Below are 19,320 nucleotides of genomic sequence, written 5' to 3'. Positions count from 1 at the left end.
GGGTTTTGGGAACAGCGGCGGGCCGGGCGGTCCTGCCTTAATGGCCGTTGCCGGAGTGCCCGCCGGTATGGCCGGCGCCCTGCCCCGGGCCTTTGCCGGCTTCGCCCTTGCGGCCGCCTTCGGTCTCGTGACCGGCCTTGTCCGCCGCCGCAGCGGCTTTCTCGGCCTCTTTGCCGAGTTGATCGAGGGTCGCCAGATTGCTCTTGCGCACGGTTTCGACGAAACCCTGATACGGCAAGTCAGTCACGCCGACCAGACCGAAATGACCGTTTTCGCCATCGAGCAGACGTCCGGTCACCGGTTGATCGAGGTACTGGAACCAGTGCACGCCGACAATCGACGGCTCGCTCAACGCCTGCTTGAGGAAGTTGGCGTAGGCCGGGCCACGATCCTCTTCCTTGTTCAACGGCGTCACACCGCCCCAGAACGGGCCGCGATCGGTGGAGCCGAAGTTGAACTCGGTGATCAGCACCGGTTTGTCGAGGCTGCGCAGCGCGGCGAAGTCATAACCGTCCTGCGGTTTCAGGGTGTACATGTTGAAGCTCAGCACGTCGCAATACTGCGCGCAGGAGGCCACGGCTTCCGGGGTGCTGATGGCGAAGCGACCACCGAGCAACAGCTGGTTCGGCGCGTGCCATTTCAGCGAGTCGGAAATGGTCTTGAAGTAAGTGTCAGCGAAGACCTTCTGGAAGTATTTGAAGTCAGCCTCGATTTCCGGGTGCTCCGGATTCGGCAGCGGCGCCTCGAAACCCGGGTCTTCCATCAATTCCCACGCCGGCAGATCGATACCCCAGGCCTTCGACAGCCCCGCCTGGTTGCGGTACTTGTCGCGCAACTGCTTGAGGAACGCACGCTTGGCCGGTACGTCGGTGGTCATTTTCAATGTGCCGTAGGCCAGCGCATAACGCGATTTCGGGTCATCACCGGGACCGGCCCAGGCCAGTTCGTTGTCGGCGAAGTAGCCGATCAGCCACGGATCATCACGGTGATCGCGAGCGGCAATCGCCACGGCGCGTTCGGTGGCCATGGCGAAACGCGGATCGAACGGGTCAGGCATGCCGCCCCACCAGTCGTTGCCGGTGCTGATGCTGGTGTAATCGCCGACGATCGACAACGGCAAGGTGTACGGCACGCGCTCGGCGTCGCCCAGCTGCGGTGCGCTCCAGTTGCCGACGGTGTTGAAGCCCCACGCCTGCAGGCGGTCGAGGGTATGAGCGGTCCACTTCTGCTCGTCGATGGTGGCCTTGCACGGGGTGGCAGGCGCTTTCTCGGTGGCCGCCGGCGTCGCGCAAGGTTCGCCGTACAGGCGCTGCAGGTTGGCGCCATAGAAGTCGTACCAGCGTCCGTTGCCGTAGCCACGGCCCTGATCGGCCCCGTTGCCGCCACGGTTGTCGCCTTCACCGAAGTGAACGGCCAGTGGTTCGTCGGGTTTAGGCAGGGACTCGAACATGTACTCGCGCCCGGCGACGTAGGTCTGATTGACCTCGGGGCTGACGGTGTTCACGCCCAGGGAATAGAACGGATGGCCCTCCGGCGTCACCAGATACCAGCGACCGTCGAGTTTTTCGGTGCGGAAGAAGCCGCTGGCCTTGAACGTCGGGCCTTTGCTCAAGCCGCCGAACTTGTCCAGCGACGACTTTTCGCGTTCGGCCAGCCAGGTTTTCAGCTGTTGCTGTTCCCTGGCGGCGGCGGATTTCAGCTGTTCGTCGTTGGCGACTTTCTCCGGCCATTTGCTGCGGGTCGACTGACCGTAGGCATCCACCAGATTGCCGTAGGCGGCTTTGATCACCTCGCCCTCGTCCTGCACGCCGAAGCGCTCCAGCAACAGGCTTTGCGCGGCTTTCGGCTGATCCATCGACAGGCTGACGGATACCACCTGACTGCGATCCAGCTCACCGCTGCTGCTGGCCAGCAGGATGCGCTGCCCGTCGATGGTCATCGGCATCAACGGCCCGGCTTTCATGCCCTGGCTCAGCGGCGAAGTGGCGGTCAACGGTACGAGCAAGGTCTGCGCCGGGCCGGCCGGCAGATCAACGCGGCTGACCAGGGTCTTGCCGTCGTTGCTCTGGATCTGTACGTAAACGGTCACCGCCCAGTTCATCGCGCTCTGAATGCGCAGGCTCATCATCCCGGACTGCGACCAGTCCCAGGCACCGGTCTGCGGGGTCAGGCGCAGTGTCGGACGCGCCACCGGGTTGAAGGTCACCCGGCGCAGCACTTCGCCCTCGGGGGTCTGCTCGGCGTTGGCTTGCGGCAGGTCGGCGTTTTCGGTCGCCACTTTCACCACGTCGGCGGGGCGGACAAAGTTGAACAAGGTCTGCTGCCCGGCAGGTGCCGCCAGCAGAGGCGCAGCGAAAACCAGGGCAAAAAGGGCAGGCAACGAACGACGAATCATGAGAACGGATTTCTCCCTAACGACCAGCAATGGCCAATGGAAAAGCGATGGCGTAGAGATAGACAACGCGGCGGGCAAAACTGCCCACCGATGTCTCAGGATATTTCACGACGGAAAGGAGGCAACGCATTGAGGATCGCCTTGCCATAGCGCTGGGTGACCAGTCGCCGATCCAGCAAGGTGATGGTGCCGCGGTCTTCTTCGGTACGCAACAGACGGCCACAGGCCTGAACCAGCTTCAGCGAGGCATCGGGCACCGAGATTTCCATGAACGGATTGCCGCCCCGGGCTTCGATCCATTCCGACAGCGCGGCCTCGACTGGATCGTCCGGCACCGAGAACGGAATCTTGGCGATCACCACGTGCTCACAATAGGCACCCGGCAAGTCCACCCCTTCGGCGAAACTCGCAAGACCGAACAGCACGCTGGAATCACCGCCATCGACCCGCGCCTTGTGTTTGTTCAGGGTTTCCTGTTTCGACAGGTTGCCTTGAATGAACACTTGTTTGCGCCAGTCGCGGTCGAGACCGTCGAACACGTCCTGCATCTGTTTACGCGACGAGAACAGCACCAGACTGCCGCGCGAGCCTTCGACCAGCTCCGGCAGATCGCGGATGATCGCGGCGGTGTGGGCGGCGGCATCACGCGGGTCGGCTTTCAGGTCCGGCACCCGCAACACACCGGCATCGGCGTGATGGAACGGGCTCGGCACCACGGCGGTGACGGCTTTTTTCGGCAGGCCGGCGCGCATGCGGAAACGGTCGAACGTACCGAGCGCGGTCAATGTCGCCGAGGTCACCAGACAGCCATAGGCCACGTTCCACAAGCTGCGGCGCAAGGTTTCGGCGGCCAGGATCGGGCTGGCGTTGACCTCGATGTCGAACAGCGAACCGCTTTCGGCCAGGGTCAGCCAGCGGGCCATCGGCGGGCTCTCTTCCGGGTCTTCGGCGGTGAACGCGGTCCACAGCTCCCAGTTGCCGGAGGCACGGGACAACAGGCTGCCGAACAGTGGATACCATTCTTCGGCCTGGTTGCTGGCGATGCCGATGTTGACCTCGCCGTCCATGCCTTCCTTGAGCAGGTCGGTCAGACGGGTGAACAGGTCATTGAGACGGGCGTAGCCTTTTTTCAGCTCGATGCCCATCTCGCGCATGTGCTCGGGAATCACCCCGCCGATGAAACGATGGCGCGGGCGTTCGCGGCCTTCGACATCTTCGCCGGGCTTGAAATCGGCGATCTGTTCACACGCAGTGAACATGAATTGCTGCTGGGTCTTGATCTCCCGCGCCAGCTCCGGCACCTGCTCGATCAGCTTGCCGAGGTCGCCCGGCAGCGGATGCTGGGCCAGCAGTTTGGTGAGGTTCTTGGCGGTGGTTTCCAGCCAGTCGGCGGTGGAGCGCAGGCGCGTGTAATGGGCGAAGTGGCCGATGGCCTTGTCCGGCAGGTGATGGCCTTCGTCGAACACATAGATGGTGTCGCGCGGATCGGGCAACACTGCCCCGCCGCCCAGCGCCAGGTCGGCCAGCACCATGTCGTGGTTGGTGACGATCACGTCGACCTTGCCCATGCCTTCGCGGGCCTTGTAGAAGGCGCACTGGCCGAAGTTCGGGCAATGACGGTTGGTGCACTGGCTGTGATCGGTGGTCAGGCGCGCCCAGTCGGCGTCTTCCAGCGCGTTGGGCCAGCTGTCGCGGTCGCCGTCCCATTTATTGCCGGCGAGCTTCTCGATCATGCTGGTGAACAGCTTCTGGCTGGCCTCATCGACCTCGATCTTGAAGCCTTCTTCTTCGAACAGCTGCGCCGTGGCGGTTTGCGCGTGGCCTTCCTGCAGCAGCATGTCGAGCTTGGACAGGCACATGTAGCGGCCACGGCCCTTCGCCAGGGCGAAGCTGAAGTTCAGCCCGCTGTTGCGCATCAGGTCGGGCAAATCCTTGTAGACGATCTGCTCCTGCAGGGCGACGGTCGCGGTGGCGATCACCAGGCGCTTGCCGGCGAGTTTCGCCGTGGGGATCGCGGCCAGGCTGTAGGCCACGGTCTTGCCGGTACCGGTGCCGGCTTCCACCGCAACAATCGCGGGGTCGCCACTGCGCCGGCCTTCGTCGTCGGTGTCGATATCCCCGAGGACCTTGGCGACTTCAGCGATCATCAGGCGCTGGCCGTAACGCGGCTTGAGGCTCTTGGCCTCTAGAAAACGCGAGTAGGCGCCCTGGATCGTGGTTTTGAGTTCAGTGCTGATCATTGAGTGTCGGGCGCAAAAACGCTGGATAAATTTTCAGTGGTTCGGTTCGGCGGCTATCATACCCCGCTAATCAGTCCCGCGCAGAACGGAGTACCCCAATGACACCTTTTAGCCTCGTTTACCCCCTTCATGTCCTCGCCGCCCTGGTGTGGGTCGGCGGCATGTTTTTCGCCTGGATGGTGCTGCGCCCCGCGGCTGTGAAGGCTTTGGACGGCCCCGGACGGCTGACCCTGTGGGTGGAAGTGTTTCAAGGTTTTTTCCGCTGGGTGTGGGGTGCGGTAATTCTGCTGCCGGTGACCGGGGTGGGCATGTTGCATCTGCAGCACATCGGCTTTGAGACCGCGCCGAAGTACGTGCAGGTGATGATGGGGTTGTACGTGGTGATGACCGCGCTGTTCATCCGGGTTCAGGGGTTGATGCTGCCGGAATTGCGCACGGCGGTCGAAGCGAAGGACTGGCCGGCGGGTGCGGCGGTGCTGGGACGGATTCGCAAAGTGGTGGGGTTCAATCTGTTGGTCGGCGTGCTGCTGGTGGCGATTGCAGCCGCGCGACCTTCGTTCTGACGTATTGCTGATCGTTCCCGCAGCGCGGGAACGATCAGACAGCGATTCGCTTACAGGCGCTGAACCGTAACCGAACCCGCCGCACCGGCAGGCCCCGGCTGACCGTCAGCCCCCGGCTTGCCGTTCTTGCCACCATCGGCGCGATACACCAGGCAGCCCTTGGACTTGCCACCGGCGCCCGGTTTGCCACCCGGGCCTGCCGCCCCGCCGGCACCACCGGCCACATCGACCTTGATCAGCTCCGCCGGAAACTCCCGTGGCACTTCCAGCCGCACCAGCGCGCCCGGCGCACCCGGCTGGCCGTTGCTGCCATCACTGCCGTCGAAGCCGTGCCCGGCCTGGCCCCAGGTGCAGCCCGGTTCCTGACCGTTGGCCCCGTCGAGCCCGACAAAACCCGGCGCACCGGTGCCGCCACGGGCATCGACAATCAGCCGTGGAGCCTCCAGCGTCTTGAATTGCAGGTTCAGGTTACGCCCGGCGCGAGCCGCTTTTTCATAAGTGCCCGGCGCGCCGTGGGCCGTGATGCGGCTCCCGTCGGCAAACCGGGCGCGGATGACTTTCATGTCCAGCGCCTGTTCGCCCGGCACGATGGCAATACGTGCCTCGTGGCCCAGCTGCAATTCGCCGACGCTCAGCTCGGTCACGTTCGAGGGCACCAGCAAGGTGCCGTAATCGGCGACCACCAGTTTTTCCAGCTGCAACGTGCTGGCCGTGTTGGGCAGACGCATCAGGGAGTTGGCTTCGACACTGACCACCTGGGCACAGGCCAGGGGACTGATGAATGCAGCGAGCAGGCAGAGTTTACGCATGGGAAGCCTCCGGAGCGGCCGGGGCCGGGATGGTTTGCAGGTGGAAAACGCCGAACAGCAGGACACGGCCACGATCACGCCATGGGTGCGGCCGCCCCTTGAGGCTGGCGTTGCACAGCAGCACTTCAAGGAGGTGGATGGCCAGCAGCAGGACGCCAGCCAGATTGACCAGCAGATGCAACGGATGAACAAACGGCACCAGCTGATTGGCCAGTACCACGCAGCAGAACACCAGGGTCAACAATCGCCCCAGCCCACAGAACACCTTCATACGCTCCCCCGTGTTGCGAATTATTCTTTGGGCGCACAGTAACGGCTTCCGTACGGGATAAGCCAGAGGGGCAAATAAAAAAGTTCCGGGCACTCGTCGGATGGCTGTCGGTTCGACGATGATCGTCGACCGACAGCTCTAGCCTGCGGACTACAGAAGAGTCCTAGCGATTGATGTGCAGTTCCACGCGACGGTTTTGCGCGCGCCCTTCTTCGGTCTCGTTGTCGGCAACCGGTTCACGCTCGCCACGCCCTTCACTGGTGAGTTTTTCCGGCGCCAGGCCCTGGCTCAGCAGGTAGGCCGCCACGCTGCTCGCGCGACGTTCCGACAAAGCCTGGTTGTAGGCATCAGTGCCCTTGCTGTCGGTGTGGCCGATCACCTTGATGCTCACCACGTCGGCATTGCGCAACTTGTCCATCAGCGCATCCAGCTGGCTTTTCGCGGCCGGGGTCAGGTCGGACTTGTCGAACGCGAACAGCACGTTGCCGGCATCGCTCAGGGTGATGACTTCGGATTGCGGGGCCGGTTCGACCGGCTTCTCGGTGACCGGGTATTGCGGCAGCGGACAGCCGCGATGGTCGACCGGTGTGTTCGGTGGAGTATCAGGGCAACGGTCGCGGCGGTCGAACACGCCATCGCCGTCTTCGTCGCCATCCTGGGCATAACAGATCAGCCCGCCGGTGAGGATACCCAGTGCCGCGCCGCCTGCGGCCCAGCCACCGTTTTCAATGGCGCCGAGACCGCCGCCGACCAGTCCGCCAATGACGCTGCAGATCGGCCAGGTACGTTGATTGAGGGGGGCAGTGCCATCGCTGTGGGTAGCGCAGCCGGTCAACAGGCTGCCTGCCAGCAGCACCGGTAAGACGGACCGTGAGAGAACACTCATATGAAAGCTCCTGTGTCACCGGCCCATACCGGTTACACAGGAGTAAAGACCTGCATCCGCGACTGCACAAGCCGCGGATGCGAGGGCATCAACGCTCGATTTTGATTTCCGTGCGACGGTTCAGCGCGCGGCCATCGGCGGTTTTGTTGTCCGCCACTGGCTGGCTTTCACCGGCACCGGTCACCGAAACGAAGCTTGAACGTGGCACACCGTCATGGATCAGGTATTCCACCACCGAGTGCGCCCGACGATCCGACAGTTTCTTGTTGTAGGCATCACTGCCCACGCTGTCGGTATGACCGGTCACGGTCAGCCGCGCTGTGCTCGATTCCTGCTTCAGGCGCGTGGCGACCTTGTCGAGAACCAGCTTGTCGGAAGGCGTCAGGGTGGCCTTGTCGAACTGGAAGTGCACATCGCGGATGACGATGGTTTCTTCCTTGACCACTACAGCTTCTTCAACCACGGGTGCAGGGGCCGGGAATGGGCAGCCGTCTGCGTCGACCTTGGTGCCGCGAGGCGTGTGCGGGCACTTGTCGCGACTGTCCGGCACACCGTCGCCGTCTTCATCGCCATCACCGTGCACCCAGCAATAGGCTGCCGCCGTACCGCCGACGAGTAATGCGCCATAGCCTGCCCATGCAGAGCTTTCCGTCGCCCCGAGACCCGCACCGACGACACCACCGACTGCCGCACAGGTCGGCCAGTCGGTTTTCTGCAAACCTGCGCAACCAGTCAACACACTGGTTAGCAGAACCAAGGGTAATGCTGTCCGAACTATGCTCATCTAGTTTTCTCCTGAGGGATCGGCTTAGAACCGATTCAGGGAGTAAAGACCGGAGTTTTAATCTCCGCCAGCAATAGGCCACTGCTGTTTGCGAGCGTGTTCACAGGACTTCGAGGCATTTGCCGCAAACCCGCAGAACAGAGATCTAGGCCTCGACGCTCGGGCAGGCTAGTCTTGGCGATCTGATTGAGGAGCTTCGATGAACGTCGCGATTTCTTCCCGCACGCCACAGCAGGCGTTGGCCGCTCTGCTCGACCGCTACGCCCCGGCACGCCTGCTGCTGATCGGCGCCAGCGAATTTCCGGCACTGGCCGCTTTCAAGGCTGCACATCCGGACACTTGCGTTGCTCACGCCGCGCCCGGCGCCTTGCCCGCAGATCTCGCCGCACAGCGTTTCGACCTCGCGCTGGTGGTCGATTGCCTGGAGCATCTGCCCAAGCGCGAAGGCCTGAACCTGCTCGGCGGGATTCGCAATCTCAACGCCAGCCGCATCGCCGTGCTGGCCGACCTGCCGGCCAGCGGCTGGCAGGAAACCGATTTCTATTCGCTCGCCCTCCAGGCCAGCGAACGCTTCGCCCGGGATGAACAGGTGCTGACGCTGTTCACCTATGATCTGCTTGACTACAAACAAGTCCCCGACTGGCTCAATTCGCGGTTCTGGGCCAATCCGGAAAACTTCGGGAAATACTGGTGGTAATGCAATGAGTACAGCCATTTGCCCCTGCGGCAGCGGCAACCTGCTGGATGCCTGCTGCGGCCATTATCATGCGGGCCATCCGGCACCGTGCGCCGAAGCCCTGATGCGTTCGCGCTACAGCGCCTACGTGCTGGGCCTGATTGATTATCTGGTGGCGACCACCCTTCCCGCTCAGCAGGCCGGGCTCGATCGCCAGTCGATCAGCAACTGGAGTGCATCGAGCACCTGGCTAGGCCTCAACGTCGAGAGTTCGGAAGTCTTCGGCGGCCAGCCGGAACACGCCTTCGTCACCTTCACCGCGCGCTGGCACGACAGCCAGGGTGAGCACAGTCACCGCGAGCGCTCCTCGTTCGTGCAGAACGGCGGGCGCTGGTACTTCATCGACCCGACCGTGCAGCTCAAGCTCGGGCGCAACGACAGCTGCCCTTGCGCCAGCGGGCAGAAGTTCAAGAAGTGTTGCGCGGGCTATTTCGGCGCATGAGGTGAGTGGCGACTAGACTGGGCGCAAAAGGGAGTTCTGCGATGGTCGGTCAATGGCACACATTCAAAGCCTTCACGCTGCTGCTGTTTCTCGGGCTCGGCGGCTGTGCCTCATGGTTCGCCGACGACACCCTCGACCCCGCCGTGCATCTGGTGAAAGTCGAAGTGATGCGCGCCAAGTTGCTGGAGCAGAAATTCATCCTGCACTTTCGCATCGACAATCCCAATGACAGTGAGCTGACCGTGCGCGGCCTCGAATACCGCGTACATCTGGCGGACATGCTGCTGGCCGAGGGCGAGCATGAGCACTGGATCACCGTCGGGGCCAAAAGCAGTGCTTTCTATAAGGTGCCGATCCGCACCAACCTGTGGCCGAAGGTCAAGGACGTGGTGAAAATGCTGAAGAATCCGCACCAGCAGGTTCCCTACCGGCTGCAAGGCGAGATGGAAACCGGTTTATTCATCGCTCACTACGTGCACCTGGAACGCAATGGCGTGATAATCCCCGCCGATTTGATTACGGAGTGACCCCGATGACCCAGCAACCTCATGTCCATGGCCCAGACTGCAACCACGATCATGACCATCACCATGATCACGACCATGGCCATGTCCACGGCCCGAACTGCGGCCACGCCCACCAGGAGCCGGTGCGCAACGCCCTGAAAGACGTCGGCCGCAACGACCCTTGCCCGTGCGGCAACGGCAAGAAGTTCAAGAAGTGCCACGGCGCTTGATGTATCAGGCGAAGACTTTCTTCGCCTGATACACCGCCAATCGCGAGCAAGCTCGCTCCCACAGGGATCGCGTTCCGCCAGGAGCAACTCGGTCAAATGTGGGAGCTGGCTTGCCAGCGATGAGGCCAGCAACTTCCCCCGATCAGTATAAGACTTCCGCAAGAATTTCAGCGCTGCTGACCACCGTCGCATACTCCCCATGCAGATTCCCCAGCGACATGGCATGCACCTCTTCAGCCGAACGCGGCGTGCCGAAATAATCGGCCTTGTCGAAGGTAAAGCACGCATCCTCCGCCACCCACGTCTCGAACCCCAGATTGCCCGCCGTGCGCGCCGTGGACTCCACCGAGTTGTTGGTCGCCACACCGACGATGACCAATTGTCCGATCCCCGCGTCACGCAATTTCACTTCAAGCCCCGTCGCACAAAACGCATCCGGCACCTGTTTCTGGATCAGCCACTCGCCATCCTGCGGCAGAAACCTGTCCTGAAATTCCACCCCGGACTGTTCTGGCCAGAACACCGAATCCGGCGAGCGCGACAGGTGCTGCACGTGAGTCACCGGCCGCCCGCTGCGCCGCCAAAAGTCCAGCAGATCGAGGATCCGTTGTTCGGCCAACGGATTATTCCGCCGCCCCAGACGCGGCTCCAGAATGCCCTTTTGCTGGTCGATGATAATCAGTGCAGCGTTGGCCTGAAGCTCCATGGCGATTTTTCTCACGCGGGTCATTGAATTTCCCGTACTTGAGCATCACCTCCTGTCACTAAGCAAGCTATCGAACGCACACAGGACAACCTGAAGCCGGCGTTTGCTGTCCGTACCCTTCCTGATTTGGAGCTTTCCATGATCGACCTGTATTACTGGACCACGCCCAACGGCCACAAGATTTCCCTGTTCCTCGAAGAGGCCGGCCTGCGCTACAACGTGCACCCGATCAACATCAGCCAGGGCGAGCAGTTCCAGCCGCACTTCCTGAAGATCGCGCCGAACAATCGCATTCCGGCCATCGTCGATCATGAGCCGGCCGATGGCGGCGAACCGTTGTCGCTGTTCGAGTCCGGCGCCATCCTGCTGTACCTCGCGGAAAAGACCGGGAAGTTCCTGCCCAAGGATCTGCGTGGCCGTCAGGTGGCGCTGCAATGGCTGTTCTGGCAGATGGGCGGGCTGGGGCCGATGGCCGGGCAGAACCATCACTTCAGCCAGTTCGCCCCGGAAAAAATCCCCTACGCGATCAAGCGCTACATCGATGAAACCGCACGTTTGTACGGGGTGCTGGACAAGCAACTGGCCAACCATGAGTTCGTTGCCGGCAGCGAATACAGCATCGCCGACATGGCGATCTACCCGTGGATCGTCTCGCACAAATGGCAGAGCCAGAACCTCGAAGACTTCCCGAACGTGCTGCGCTGGTTCAACCACATCAAGGATCGCCCGGCGACCGTGAAGGCCTACGCGCTGGTGCAGAAGATCAATCCGCCGAAGGCTTGAGTGACCCGGCCTGATCGTTCCCGTTCGCGGGAACGATCAACGGGAAGAAATAACCGCTTGCCCCGCTTGCGCGGCCCCCTCCTGCTCACTAACGTAGCGGCTTTATTGCGCCCCCAGCCTCTACACCCCCGCAGGAGCTTTGCCATGGCCTCGCCAGCCCTTTCACATTTTCTTCCCCGGTTCGGCGTTGCCGCAGCAGTGACCGGTGTCTTGAGCCTCTCCGGTTGCCAGACCTGGAACGCTCAGGACTCCCTCCCGCCGACCTCCGGTGTACAGCCGCTCAAGGGCCTGGCGCAGAACGTTTCGGTACGCCGCAATGCCATGGGCATGCCGCTGATCGAAAGCAACAGCTTCCACGACGCCTTGTTCGCCCTCGGTTATGTGCACGCCAGCGACCGCATCAATCAGATGGTCACCCTGCGCCTGCTGGCCCAGGGGCGTCTGGCGGAAATGTCCGGGGCGTCGATGCTCGACGCCGACCGCTACATGCGCGCCGTCAACCTGAAGAAAAGCGCCGGCGAGCTGTACAAGGCGTCGTCGCCACGGCTCAAGCGCTTCTTCGAAGTCTATGCCCGGGGCGTCAACGCCTACCTGTTCCGCTACGCCGACAAGTTGCCGGGGGATCTGGCCTCCAGCGGCTACAAGCCTGAATACTGGAAACCTGAGGACTCGGCGCTGATTTTCTGCCTGCTGAACTTCAGCCAGTCGGCCAACCTGCCGGAAGAAATCGCTTCGCTGGTGCTGGCGCAGACTGTCACCACCGACAAGCTCGCCTGGCTGACCCCTTCCGCCCCCGACGAAAACCTGCCGGTGGCCGAAGCCGACAAGCTGCAAGGCATCAAGCTCAACGGGCAGATTCCCGGCTTGAGCGAGCTGAGCAACGCCAGCGAACAACTGGCGGCGATGAACCTGCTCGGCGCCAGCACTTCGAACAACTGGGCGATTGCCCCGCAACGCAGCCGCAGCGGCAAGAGCCTGCTGGCCAGCGACAGTCATGGCCCGCTGGCCGCGCCGTCGCTGTGGAGTTTCGTGCAGATTCACGCACCGAAATACCAGGCCGCCGGCGTGACCGTGGCCGGTCTGCCAATGGTGCTCGGTGGTTTCAACGGCAAAGTGGCGTGGAGCGCGACCAGCGTCTTCGGTGACAACCAGGACCTGTTCCTGGAAAAAATCCGACGCCAGGGCAGCAGCCTGACCTACGAGGTCAACGGCAAATGGCAGCCACTGGGCGTGCGCAACGAAACCTATTTCGTCAAAGGCCAGCGGCCGATTCGCGAAGCGGTGTACGAAACCCGCCACGGCGCGCTGCTCAACAGTTCCCAGGCCGCTGCTCAAGGCGCAGGTTTCGGCCTGGCCTTGCAGACGCCGAGCTTCACCGACGACAAATCCCTCGATGCGTTTTTCGATCTGAGCCGCGCGCAAACCGCTGAACGCGCTTCGGACGCCAGCCGGGAAATCCGTGCCATCGCGCTGAACCTAGTGTTTGCCGACGCCAGCAACATCGGCTGGCAAGTCACCGGGCGTTTCCCGAACCGCCGCGAAGGCGAAGGCCTGTTGCCGTCGCCGGGCTGGGACGGTCGCTACGACTGGGACGGTTACGCCGACCCGATGCTGCACCCGTACGATCAGGATCCGGCGCAAGGCTGGCTCGGCACCGCCAACCAGCGCGTCATTCCTCACGGCTACGGTATGCAACTGTCCAATTCCTGGGCCGCGCCGGAGCGTGGCGAGCGCCTCGCGGAACTGGCCGGCAGCGGTAAACAGGACGGCCGCAGCATGATCGCCATGCAGTACGACCAGACCACCACCTTCGCCGCCAAGCTGAAGAAAATGTTCGAAGCCCCGGGCATGGCGCAGCCGCTGAAACAGGCGATCGACGCTCTGCCGGAAGCCGACCGCAGCAAGGCCCGCGAAGCCTACACCCGACTGATGGCATTCGACGGCAAGCTCAGCCCGACTTCGGCCGACGCGGCGATCTACGAGTTGTTCCTGCAGGAAAGCATGAAGCAGATTTTCCTCGACGAACTCGGCCCGCAGAACAGCCCGGCGTGGAAAGCGTTTATCGCCAACGGCGACTTGTCCTACTCGGCGCAGGCCGATCACTTGCTGGGCCGCGAGGACAGTCCGTTCTGGGACGACGCCCGCACGCCGCAGAAAGAAGACAAGCCGACGATCCTCGCCCGCAGTCTGGCGGCGGCGATCAGCGCCGGCGACAGTCAACTGGGTGGCGACCGCAAAGCCTGGCAGTGGGGCAAACTGCACCGCTACGAATGGAAAAATGCCAACGGCCAGACCGTTCGCGGTCCAATCGCAGCGGGAGGCGACCACACCACCCTGAACACCGCGGCATTTGCCTGGGGGCAGGACTTCAACACCACCCGTGCGCCGTCGATGCGTTTCATCGTCGACTTCAGCCAGAGTGAACCGCTGATGGGCCAGAACGGCACGGGGCAATCGGGTAACCCGGCCAGTCCGAACTACCTCAACGGAATCGATCCGTGGCTCAAGGGCCAGTACATCGGCTTGCCGATGCAGCCGCAGAACTTTGAGCGGGTGTATGGGAAGACGCGGTTGACGCTGACTCCCGGCAAGTAAATGCGATCCCCGTGTGGGAGCCAGCCCGGCTCCCACACGGGTTTTGCATGACCCGCAAAATCAATCGAACTTCTGACTTCGCCCAAACCTCATAGCTAACAAGTCCCTCCATTCCGGTAACGCCATGGACCTTGTTATCGCCCGCCCCGAAGGCCTGTACTGCCCCGCCGGGGACTTCTATATCGATCCGTGGCGCCCGGTCGAGCGCGCGGTGATCACCCATGCCCACGGCGATCACGCCCGCACCGGCAACGCGCATTATCTGGCGGCCAGCGCCGGCGAAGGCATTCTGCGTGCGCGTCTCGGTCAGGACATCAACCTGCAATCACTTGAGTACGGCCGGCGCCTGACCCACCACGGCGTCACCTTGAGTTTTCACCCTGCCGGACACGTTCTGGGCTCGGCTCAGGTACGGCTCGAATATGGCGGCGAAGTCTGGGTCGCTTCCGGCGACTACAAGATCGAACCCGACGGCACCTGTGCGCCCTTCGAACCGGTGCGCTGCCACACCTTCATCACCGAATCGACCTTCGGCCTGCCGATCTACCGCTGGCAGCCGCAGGCGCAGGTGTTTGGCGAGATCAATCAGTGGTGGCAGGCCAATATCGAAGCCGGCAAAACCAGCGTGCTGTTCTGCTATTCCTTCGGCAAGGCCCAGCGCATCCTCCACGGCATCGACGAAACCCTCGGCCCGATCCTCAGCCACGGCGCGGTGGAACCGCTGAACCGGGTCTACCGCGAGGCCGGGGTGTATCTACCGTCGACGATCTACGCCGGCGACGTGAAGAAAAACGATCCGCTGATGCGTCAGGCGCTGGTCATCGCCCCGCCTTCGGCCGGCGGCAGCAGCTGGATGCGGCGTTTCGGCGACTACAGCGACAGCTTCGCCAGCGGCTGGATGCGCTTGCGTGGCACCCGTCGGCGGCGCGGCGTGGATCGCGGTTTCGTGCTTTCCGATCACGCCGACTGGCCCGGCCTGTTGTGGGCCATCGAACAGACCGGTGCCGAGCGGGTGATGGTCACCCACGGCTCGATTGGTGTGCTGGTCCGCCACCTGCGCGAAAAAGGGCTGGATGCCCAAGGCTTCAACACCGAATACGGCGATGATGAACAGGACAACCTCGCCGTCGAACCCACCGTTGCCGAGGTGCAACCATGAAAGACTTCGCCGGGTTGTACGCCGAACTCGACGCCACCACCTCCAGCAACGCGAAACTCGCAGCCATGCAGGCCTACTTCGCCCAGGCGGAACCGCAAGATGCCGCGTGGGCGGTGTACTTTCTGTCCGGCGGACGGCCACGACAACTGGTGCCGGTACGGATCCTGCGCGAACTCGCCGTCGAAGTGTCCGGACTCACGCCATGGCTGTTCGAGGAAAGCTATCAGGCGGTCGGCGATCTGGCGGAAACCATTTCGCTGGTACTCCCGGAAAACCCGCACACCTCCGAAGCCGGCCTCGCCGAATGGATCGAGCACAAGCTGTTGCCGCTGCGCGGTGAAACCCCGGAATACCTCGCTCGTCAGTTGCCGGCGCTGTGGGCGCAACTGGACCGGCCGAGCCTGATGCTGTGCATCAAACTGATCACCGGCAGTTTCCGCGTCGGTGTGTCCAAATTGCTGGTGACCCGTGCCCTGGCCTCGATGGCCGGGCTGGACAGCAAACGCGTGGCGCAACGGCTGGTGGGTTACACCGACTTGTCCAACCGGCCGGACGCCGCCAGCTACCTGAAACTGATCGCCCCCGAGTCCAGCGACGAACACGCCCAGCGCGGCGGCCAGCCGTATCCGTTCTTTCTCGCCCACGGCCTGTCGCAACCGGTCGAGCAGTTCGAAGACTTGCTCGGCCCGGCCAGCAACTGGCAGGTGGAGTGGAAGTGGGACGGCATTCGCGCCCAAGTGGTCAAGCGCGACGGGCGACTATGGATCTGGTCCCGTGGCGAGGAACTGGTGACCGAACGTTTTCCCGAACTCGATTCGCTGGTTGAAGGCTTGCCTGACGGCACGGTGATCGACGGCGAAATCGTGGTCTGGAAAAACACCCGGCCTGACGCCGAAGCCTTTGATCCTGATTCGACGGCGCCACCGGCGGTGCAACCTTTCGCCCTGCTCCAGCAACGGATCGGTCGCAAGACCCTGGACAGGAAGATCCTCGAAGACGTACCGGTGGTGGTCCTCGCCTACGACCTTTTGGAATGGCAGGGCGAAGACTGGCGCAACCAGCCGCAGATCAAACGGCGAGAACAACTGGAACAGGTCATCGCCCGGTGCAACAACCCGGTGCTGCTGCCCTCCCCCGTGCTGACCGGCAGCGACTGGTTCGACCTCGCCCGGCAGCGCGAAGCCTCCCGGCGACTGGGGGTCGAAGGCATGATGCTCAAGGCCCGCGACGCGATGTACGGCGTCGGGCGCACCAAGGACATGGGCGTCTGGTGGAAATGGAAAGTCGACCCGTTCAGTGTCGACGCCGTGCTGATTTACGCCCAGCGCGGCCATGGCCGGCGTGCCAGCCTCTACAGCGATTACACGTTTGCGGTGTGGGACGGGCCGCCCGGTTCCAGCGCCCGCGCCCTGGTGCCATTCGCCAAGGCCTATTCCGGCCTGACCGACGAGGAAATGCGCGAGGTCGACAGCATTGTGCGCAAGACCACCGTGGAAAAATTCGGCCCGGTCAGCAGCGTGACACCGAGCCTGGTGTTCGAACTGGGTTTCGAAGGCATCGCCCTGTCGCGCCGGCACAAGAGCGGCATCGCCGTGCGCTTCCCGCGCATGCTGCGCTGGCGCCAGGACAAGACTGTGGAAGAAGCCGACAACCTGGCGACCTTGCAAAATCTGCTGGTCTGATCCCTCCTCCCGATGCTCAATCTGATCACTCCCACGCAGAGCGTGGGAACGATCATGCTCATAAACAGTGCATCCGATTTTCCGTGCCCGTTTTCGGGCATTCCTCCCGCTGCACCCTCCCTTCCTACACCTTTTAAAACACTTGTTCGGGACTCTGGTTCGGAAATTGCTACTTTCTATAAGTCGTAAGCGTTCCAGTAACAATAATTCTGCGCCACAAGCGCTCATATTGGTTCTTAGGGATTGAATAATGAAAAAAGCATTGCTGACCCTTTCTGCACTGGCGTTGTGCATGGCCGCCGGCTCCGCGCTGGCCAAGGAATACAAAGAGCTGCGTTTTGGCGTCGATCCTTCCTACGCACCGTTCGAGTCGAAAGCGGCCGACGGCAGCCTGGTGGGCTTTGACATCGATCTGGGCAACGCGATCTGCGCCGAGCTGAAGGTCAAGTGCAAGTGGGTCGAAAGCGACTTCGACGGCATGATTCCGGGCCTCAACGCCAATAAGTTCGACGGTGTGATCTCGTCGATGACGGTAACACCGGCCCGTGAAAAGGCCATCGACTTCTCCAGCGAGCTGTTCTCCGGCCCGACGGCCTACGTATTCAAGAAGGGTTCCGGCCTGACCGATGACGTTGCTTCGCTCAAGGGCAAATCCGTCGGTTACGAGCAAGGCACCATCCAGGAAGCCTACGCCAAGGCCGTGCTGGAGAAGGCCGGGGTGAAAATCCAGGCCTACGCCAACCAGGACCAGGTCTACGCCGACCTGAAAAACGGCCGCCTCGACGCCTCGATCCAGGACATGCTGCAAGCCGAACTGGGCTTTTTGAAGTCGCCGGACGGTGCCGCCTACGAAGTCAGCAAGCCGGTTGACAGCGAATTGCTGCCAGCCAAAACCGCTGTCGGTATTAAGAAAGGTAACAAAGAGCTGAAGGCGCTTTTAGATAAAGGTATCAAAGCGTTACACGACGACGGCAAATACGCCGAGATTCAAAAGAAACACTTTGGCGATCTGAATCTGTACAGCGGCAAATAATGCACCGGCGCCCATCCTTCGATGGGCGCCTTTTTCATCCGCTCAGGTTGCTGATTTATGTTCGAAAACCTCTTACAAAATCTGGGGCTCTCCGCCTTCAGCCTCAAGGGCTTCGGTCCGTTGCTGTTGGAAGGCACCTGGATGACCATCAAATTGTCGGCGTTGTCGCTGCTGGTGGCCGTGTTGCTCGGCCTGCTGGGCGCCAGTGCCAAACTGTCCAAATCAAAACTGCTGCGCCTGCCTGCCCAGCTCTACACCACGCTGATTCGCGGGGTGCCGGACCTGGTGCTGATGCTGTTGATCTTCTACAGCCTGCAAACCTGGCTGACCGCGCTGACCGACGTCATGGAGTGGGATTACATTGAAATCGACTCCTTCACCGCCGGCGTGATCACTCTGGGCTTCATTTATGGCGCGTACTTCACCGAAACCTTCCGCGGCGCGATCCTCGCCGTGCCACGGGGTCAGGTTGAAGCTGCCACGGCCTACGGCCTCAAACGCGGCCAGCGCTTTCGCTTCGTGGTGTTCCCGCAAATGATGCGCTTCGCCCTGCCGGGCATCGGCAACAACTGGATGGTGATGCTCAAGGCCACCGCGCTGGTGTCGATCATCGGCCTGGCGGATCTGGTCAAGGCCGCCCAGGATGCCGGCAAAAGCTCCTATCAACTGTTTTACTTCCTGGTACTCGCCGCCTTGATCTATCTGCTGATCACCAGTGCCTCGAACGTCATCCTGCGCTGGCTCGAACGTCGCTACGCCGCCGGTGCCCGGGAGGCCGTACGATGATCGAACTCCTGCAGGAATACTGGAAACCCTTCCTTTATACCGACGGCAACAACATCACCGGGCTGGCCATGACCCTGTGGTTGCTCAGTGCGTCGATCTTCATCGGTTTCATCGTGTCGATCCCGCTGTCGATTGCCCGGGTTTCCCCGCACTTCTACGTTCGCTGGCCGGTGCAGTTCTACACTTACCTGTTCCGGGGCACGCCGCTCTATATCCAGCTGCTGATCTGCTACACCGGGATCTACAGCCTGGCCGCCGTGCGCGCCCAGCCGATGCTCGATGCATTCTTTCGCGATGCGATGAACTGCACGATCCTCGCCTTCGCCCTCAACACCTGCGCCTACACCACGGAGATCTTCGCCGGGGCGATCCGCAGCATGAACCACGGCGAAGTCGAAGCGGCCAAGGCCTACGGCCTGACCGGCTGGAAGCTGTATGCCTACGTGATCATGCCGTCGGCGCTGCGTCGCTCGTTGCCGTATTACAGCAACGAAGTGATCCTGATGCTGCACTCGACCACCGTGGCGTTCACCGCAACGATCCCGGACATCCTGAAAGTCGCGCGGGACGCCAACTCGGCGACCTACCTGACCTTCCAGTCGTTCGGCATCGCCGCGCTGATCTACCTGACCATCACCTTTGCGCTGGTCGGCCTGTTCCGTCTTGCCGAACGCCGATGGCTGGCCTTCCTCGGGCCGACTCACTAGGACCTCT

19 protein-coding genes are annotated in these 19,320 nt (G+C 62.3%); 12 read left to right on the top strand and 7 right to left on the bottom strand.

What is annotated here, in order from left to right; genetic code table 11:
* Nucleotides 1-37: 37 nt before the first annotated feature.
* Both DLD99_RS06885 and dinG read right to left on the bottom strand, forming a co-directional pair.
* A complete protein-coding gene (locus DLD99_RS06885; protein ID WP_114881707.1) occupies nt 38-2,395 on the bottom strand; it encodes a beta-galactosidase in 2,358 nt (785 codons plus the stop codon).
* Between the two features lie 95 nt (nt 2,396-2,490).
* A complete protein-coding gene (gene dinG, locus DLD99_RS06880) occupies nt 2,491-4,635 on the bottom strand; it encodes an ATP-dependent DNA helicase DinG (protein ID WP_114881706.1) in 2,145 nt (714 codons plus the stop codon).
* Nucleotides 4,636-4,733: 98 nt separating this feature from the next.
* On the opposite strand from dinG, the gene DLD99_RS06875 reads away from it, so the two are divergent.
* Nucleotides 4,734-5,198: a CopD family protein gene (locus tag DLD99_RS06875; RefSeq protein ID WP_114881705.1), complete on the top strand. Its 465-nt coding sequence runs from the start codon at nt 4,734-4,736 to the stop codon at nt 5,196-5,198.
* 50 nt (nt 5,199-5,248) lie between these two features.
* On the opposite strand, the gene DLD99_RS06870 is transcribed toward DLD99_RS06875, so the two are convergent.
* The 4 genes from DLD99_RS06870 to DLD99_RS06855 form a co-directional block, all read right to left on the bottom strand.
* Nucleotides 5,249-6,007, bottom strand: coding sequence for a collagen pro alpha-chain precursor (locus DLD99_RS06870; protein ID WP_085712936.1), 759 nt, complete (start codon nt 6,005-6,007; stop codon nt 5,249-5,251).
* Nucleotides 6,000-6,278 (bottom strand): DUF1145 domain-containing protein, encoded by a 279-nt coding sequence (locus DLD99_RS06865; protein WP_114881704.1) that lies wholly within the window; start codon nt 6,276-6,278, stop codon nt 6,000-6,002. The genes DLD99_RS06870 and DLD99_RS06865 overlap by 8 nt, the downstream gene beginning before the upstream one ends.
* A 163-nt stretch (nt 6,279-6,441) precedes the next feature.
* Nucleotides 6,442-7,164 carry a PA1041 family peptidoglycan-binding anchor lipoprotein gene (locus tag DLD99_RS06860; protein ID WP_114881703.1) on the bottom strand — a complete coding sequence of 241 codons (723 nt, stop codon included), beginning with the start codon at nt 7,162-7,164 and terminating at the stop codon, nt 6,442-6,444.
* A gap of 88 nt (nt 7,165-7,252) precedes the next feature.
* The gene (locus DLD99_RS06855; RefSeq protein WP_085712933.1) at nt 7,253-7,948 is read right to left on the bottom strand and encodes a PA1041 family peptidoglycan-binding anchor lipoprotein; all 696 of its coding nucleotides are present in this window, start codon (nt 7,946-7,948) and stop codon (nt 7,253-7,255) included.
* Between the two features lie 199 nt (nt 7,949-8,147).
* On the opposite strand from DLD99_RS06855, the gene DLD99_RS06850 reads away from it, so the two are divergent.
* From DLD99_RS06850 to DLD99_RS06835, 4 genes are read left to right on the top strand one after another with little or no spacing between them, the layout of a single operon-like run.
* Nucleotides 8,148-8,645 (top strand): DUF6231 family protein, encoded by a 498-nt coding sequence (locus DLD99_RS06850; RefSeq protein ID WP_114881702.1) that lies wholly within the window; start codon nt 8,148-8,150, stop codon nt 8,643-8,645.
* 4 nt (nt 8,646-8,649) lie between these two features.
* Nucleotides 8,650-9,126, top strand: a complete 477-nt coding sequence (locus tag DLD99_RS06845) for a YchJ family protein (protein ID WP_085712932.1) — start codon at nt 8,650-8,652, stop codon at nt 9,124-9,126.
* A gap of 41 nt (nt 9,127-9,167) precedes the next feature.
* Nucleotides 9,168-9,653 carry an LEA/WHy family protein gene (locus tag DLD99_RS06840; RefSeq protein ID WP_114881701.1) on the top strand — a complete coding sequence of 162 codons (486 nt, stop codon included), beginning with the start codon at nt 9,168-9,170 and terminating at the stop codon, nt 9,651-9,653.
* Nucleotides 9,654-9,658: 5 nt separating this feature from the next.
* Nucleotides 9,659-9,862 (top strand): SEC-C metal-binding domain-containing protein, encoded by a 204-nt coding sequence (locus DLD99_RS06835; RefSeq protein ID WP_003198420.1) that lies wholly within the window; start codon nt 9,659-9,661, stop codon nt 9,860-9,862.
* Nucleotides 9,863-10,004: 142 nt separating this feature from the next.
* On the opposite strand, the gene DLD99_RS06830 is transcribed toward DLD99_RS06835, so the two are convergent.
* The gene (locus tag DLD99_RS06830; RefSeq protein WP_114886610.1) at nt 10,005-10,568 is read right to left on the bottom strand and encodes a cysteine hydrolase family protein; all 564 of its coding nucleotides are present in this window, start codon (nt 10,566-10,568) and stop codon (nt 10,005-10,007) included.
* A 138-nt stretch (nt 10,569-10,706) separates the two neighbouring features.
* Between DLD99_RS06830 and DLD99_RS06825 the strand changes: the two genes are divergently transcribed.
* From DLD99_RS06825 to DLD99_RS06795, 7 genes are all read left to right on the top strand, one after another.
* Complete coding sequence (locus tag DLD99_RS06825) at nt 10,707-11,351, top strand: glutathione binding-like protein (RefSeq protein WP_114881700.1); 645 nt, start codon at nt 10,707-10,709, stop codon at nt 11,349-11,351.
* 144 nt (nt 11,352-11,495) lie between these two features.
* The gene (locus tag DLD99_RS06820; RefSeq protein ID WP_114881699.1) at nt 11,496-13,946 is read left to right on the top strand and encodes a penicillin acylase family protein; all 2,451 of its coding nucleotides are present in this window, start codon (nt 11,496-11,498) and stop codon (nt 13,944-13,946) included.
* A 124-nt stretch (nt 13,947-14,070) separates the two neighbouring features.
* Nucleotides 14,071-15,105 (top strand): ligase-associated DNA damage response exonuclease, encoded by a 1,035-nt coding sequence (locus DLD99_RS06815; protein ID WP_114881698.1) that lies wholly within the window; start codon nt 14,071-14,073, stop codon nt 15,103-15,105.
* Nucleotides 15,102-16,787, top strand: coding sequence for an ATP-dependent DNA ligase (locus DLD99_RS06810; protein WP_114881697.1), 1,686 nt, complete (start codon nt 15,102-15,104; stop codon nt 16,785-16,787). Before DLD99_RS06815 ends, DLD99_RS06810 begins: the two co-directional genes overlap by 4 nt.
* A gap of 250 nt (nt 16,788-17,037) precedes the next feature.
* Nucleotides 17,038-17,820: a transporter substrate-binding domain-containing protein gene (locus tag DLD99_RS06805; RefSeq protein ID WP_065259277.1), complete on the top strand. Its 783-nt coding sequence runs from the start codon at nt 17,038-17,040 to the stop codon at nt 17,818-17,820.
* Nucleotides 17,821-17,877: 57 nt separating this feature from the next.
* Nucleotides 17,878-18,606 (top strand): ABC transporter permease, encoded by a 729-nt coding sequence (locus DLD99_RS06800; RefSeq protein WP_065259276.1) that lies wholly within the window; start codon nt 17,878-17,880, stop codon nt 18,604-18,606.
* A complete protein-coding gene (locus DLD99_RS06795) occupies nt 18,603-19,313 on the top strand; it encodes an ABC transporter permease (RefSeq protein WP_114881696.1) in 711 nt (236 codons plus the stop codon). Before DLD99_RS06800 ends, DLD99_RS06795 begins: the two co-directional genes overlap by 4 nt.
* The last annotated feature ends 7 nt before the right edge of the window (nt 19,314-19,320 follow it).

Source organism: Pseudomonas kribbensis (assembly GCF_003352185.1).
Taxonomy (GTDB): Bacteria; Pseudomonadota; Gammaproteobacteria; order Pseudomonadales; family Pseudomonadaceae; genus Aquipseudomonas; species Aquipseudomonas kribbensis.
Note: the sequence above shows the minus strand (reverse complement) of the source record. Positions and strands in the feature narration are given on the sequence as shown.

Excerpts from the sequence above, each read along its gene's own strand:
- DLD99_RS06885 (WP_114881707.1), bottom strand. The coding sequence starts at position 2,395 with ATGATTCGTCGTTCGTTGCCTGCCCTTTTTGCCCTGGTTTTCGCTGCG.
- dinG (WP_114881706.1), bottom strand. The coding sequence starts at position 4,635 with ATGATCAGCACTGAACTCAAAACCACGATCCAGGGCGCCTACTCGCGT.
- DLD99_RS06875 (WP_114881705.1), top strand. The coding sequence starts at position 4,734 with ATGACACCTTTTAGCCTCGTTTACCCCCTTCATGTCCTCGCCGCCCTG.
- DLD99_RS06870 (WP_085712936.1), bottom strand. The coding sequence starts at position 6,007 with ATGCGTAAACTCTGCCTGCTCGCTGCATTCATCAGTCCCCTGGCCTGT.
- DLD99_RS06865 (WP_114881704.1), bottom strand. The coding sequence starts at position 6,278 with ATGAAGGTGTTCTGTGGGCTGGGGCGATTGTTGACCCTGGTGTTCTGC.
- DLD99_RS06860 (WP_114881703.1), bottom strand. The coding sequence starts at position 7,164 with ATGAGTGTTCTCTCACGGTCCGTCTTACCGGTGCTGCTGGCAGGCAGC.
- DLD99_RS06855 (WP_085712933.1), bottom strand. The coding sequence starts at position 7,948 with ATGAGCATAGTTCGGACAGCATTACCCTTGGTTCTGCTAACCAGTGTG.
- DLD99_RS06850 (WP_114881702.1), top strand. The coding sequence starts at position 8,148 with ATGAACGTCGCGATTTCTTCCCGCACGCCACAGCAGGCGTTGGCCGCT.
- DLD99_RS06845 (WP_085712932.1), top strand. The coding sequence starts at position 8,650 with ATGAGTACAGCCATTTGCCCCTGCGGCAGCGGCAACCTGCTGGATGCC.
- DLD99_RS06840 (WP_114881701.1), top strand. The coding sequence starts at position 9,168 with ATGGTCGGTCAATGGCACACATTCAAAGCCTTCACGCTGCTGCTGTTT.
- DLD99_RS06835 (WP_003198420.1), top strand. The coding sequence starts at position 9,659 with ATGACCCAGCAACCTCATGTCCATGGCCCAGACTGCAACCACGATCAT.
- DLD99_RS06830 (WP_114886610.1), bottom strand. The coding sequence starts at position 10,568 with ATGGAGCTTCAGGCCAACGCTGCACTGATTATCATCGACCAGCAAAAG.
- DLD99_RS06825 (WP_114881700.1), top strand. The coding sequence starts at position 10,707 with ATGATCGACCTGTATTACTGGACCACGCCCAACGGCCACAAGATTTCC.
- DLD99_RS06820 (WP_114881699.1), top strand. The coding sequence starts at position 11,496 with ATGGCCTCGCCAGCCCTTTCACATTTTCTTCCCCGGTTCGGCGTTGCC.
- DLD99_RS06815 (WP_114881698.1), top strand. The coding sequence starts at position 14,071 with ATGGACCTTGTTATCGCCCGCCCCGAAGGCCTGTACTGCCCCGCCGGG.
- DLD99_RS06810 (WP_114881697.1), top strand. The coding sequence starts at position 15,102 with ATGAAAGACTTCGCCGGGTTGTACGCCGAACTCGACGCCACCACCTCC.
- DLD99_RS06805 (WP_065259277.1), top strand. The coding sequence starts at position 17,038 with ATGAAAAAAGCATTGCTGACCCTTTCTGCACTGGCGTTGTGCATGGCC.
- DLD99_RS06800 (WP_065259276.1), top strand. The coding sequence starts at position 17,878 with ATGTTCGAAAACCTCTTACAAAATCTGGGGCTCTCCGCCTTCAGCCTC.
- DLD99_RS06795 (WP_114881696.1), top strand. The coding sequence starts at position 18,603 with ATGATCGAACTCCTGCAGGAATACTGGAAACCCTTCCTTTATACCGAC.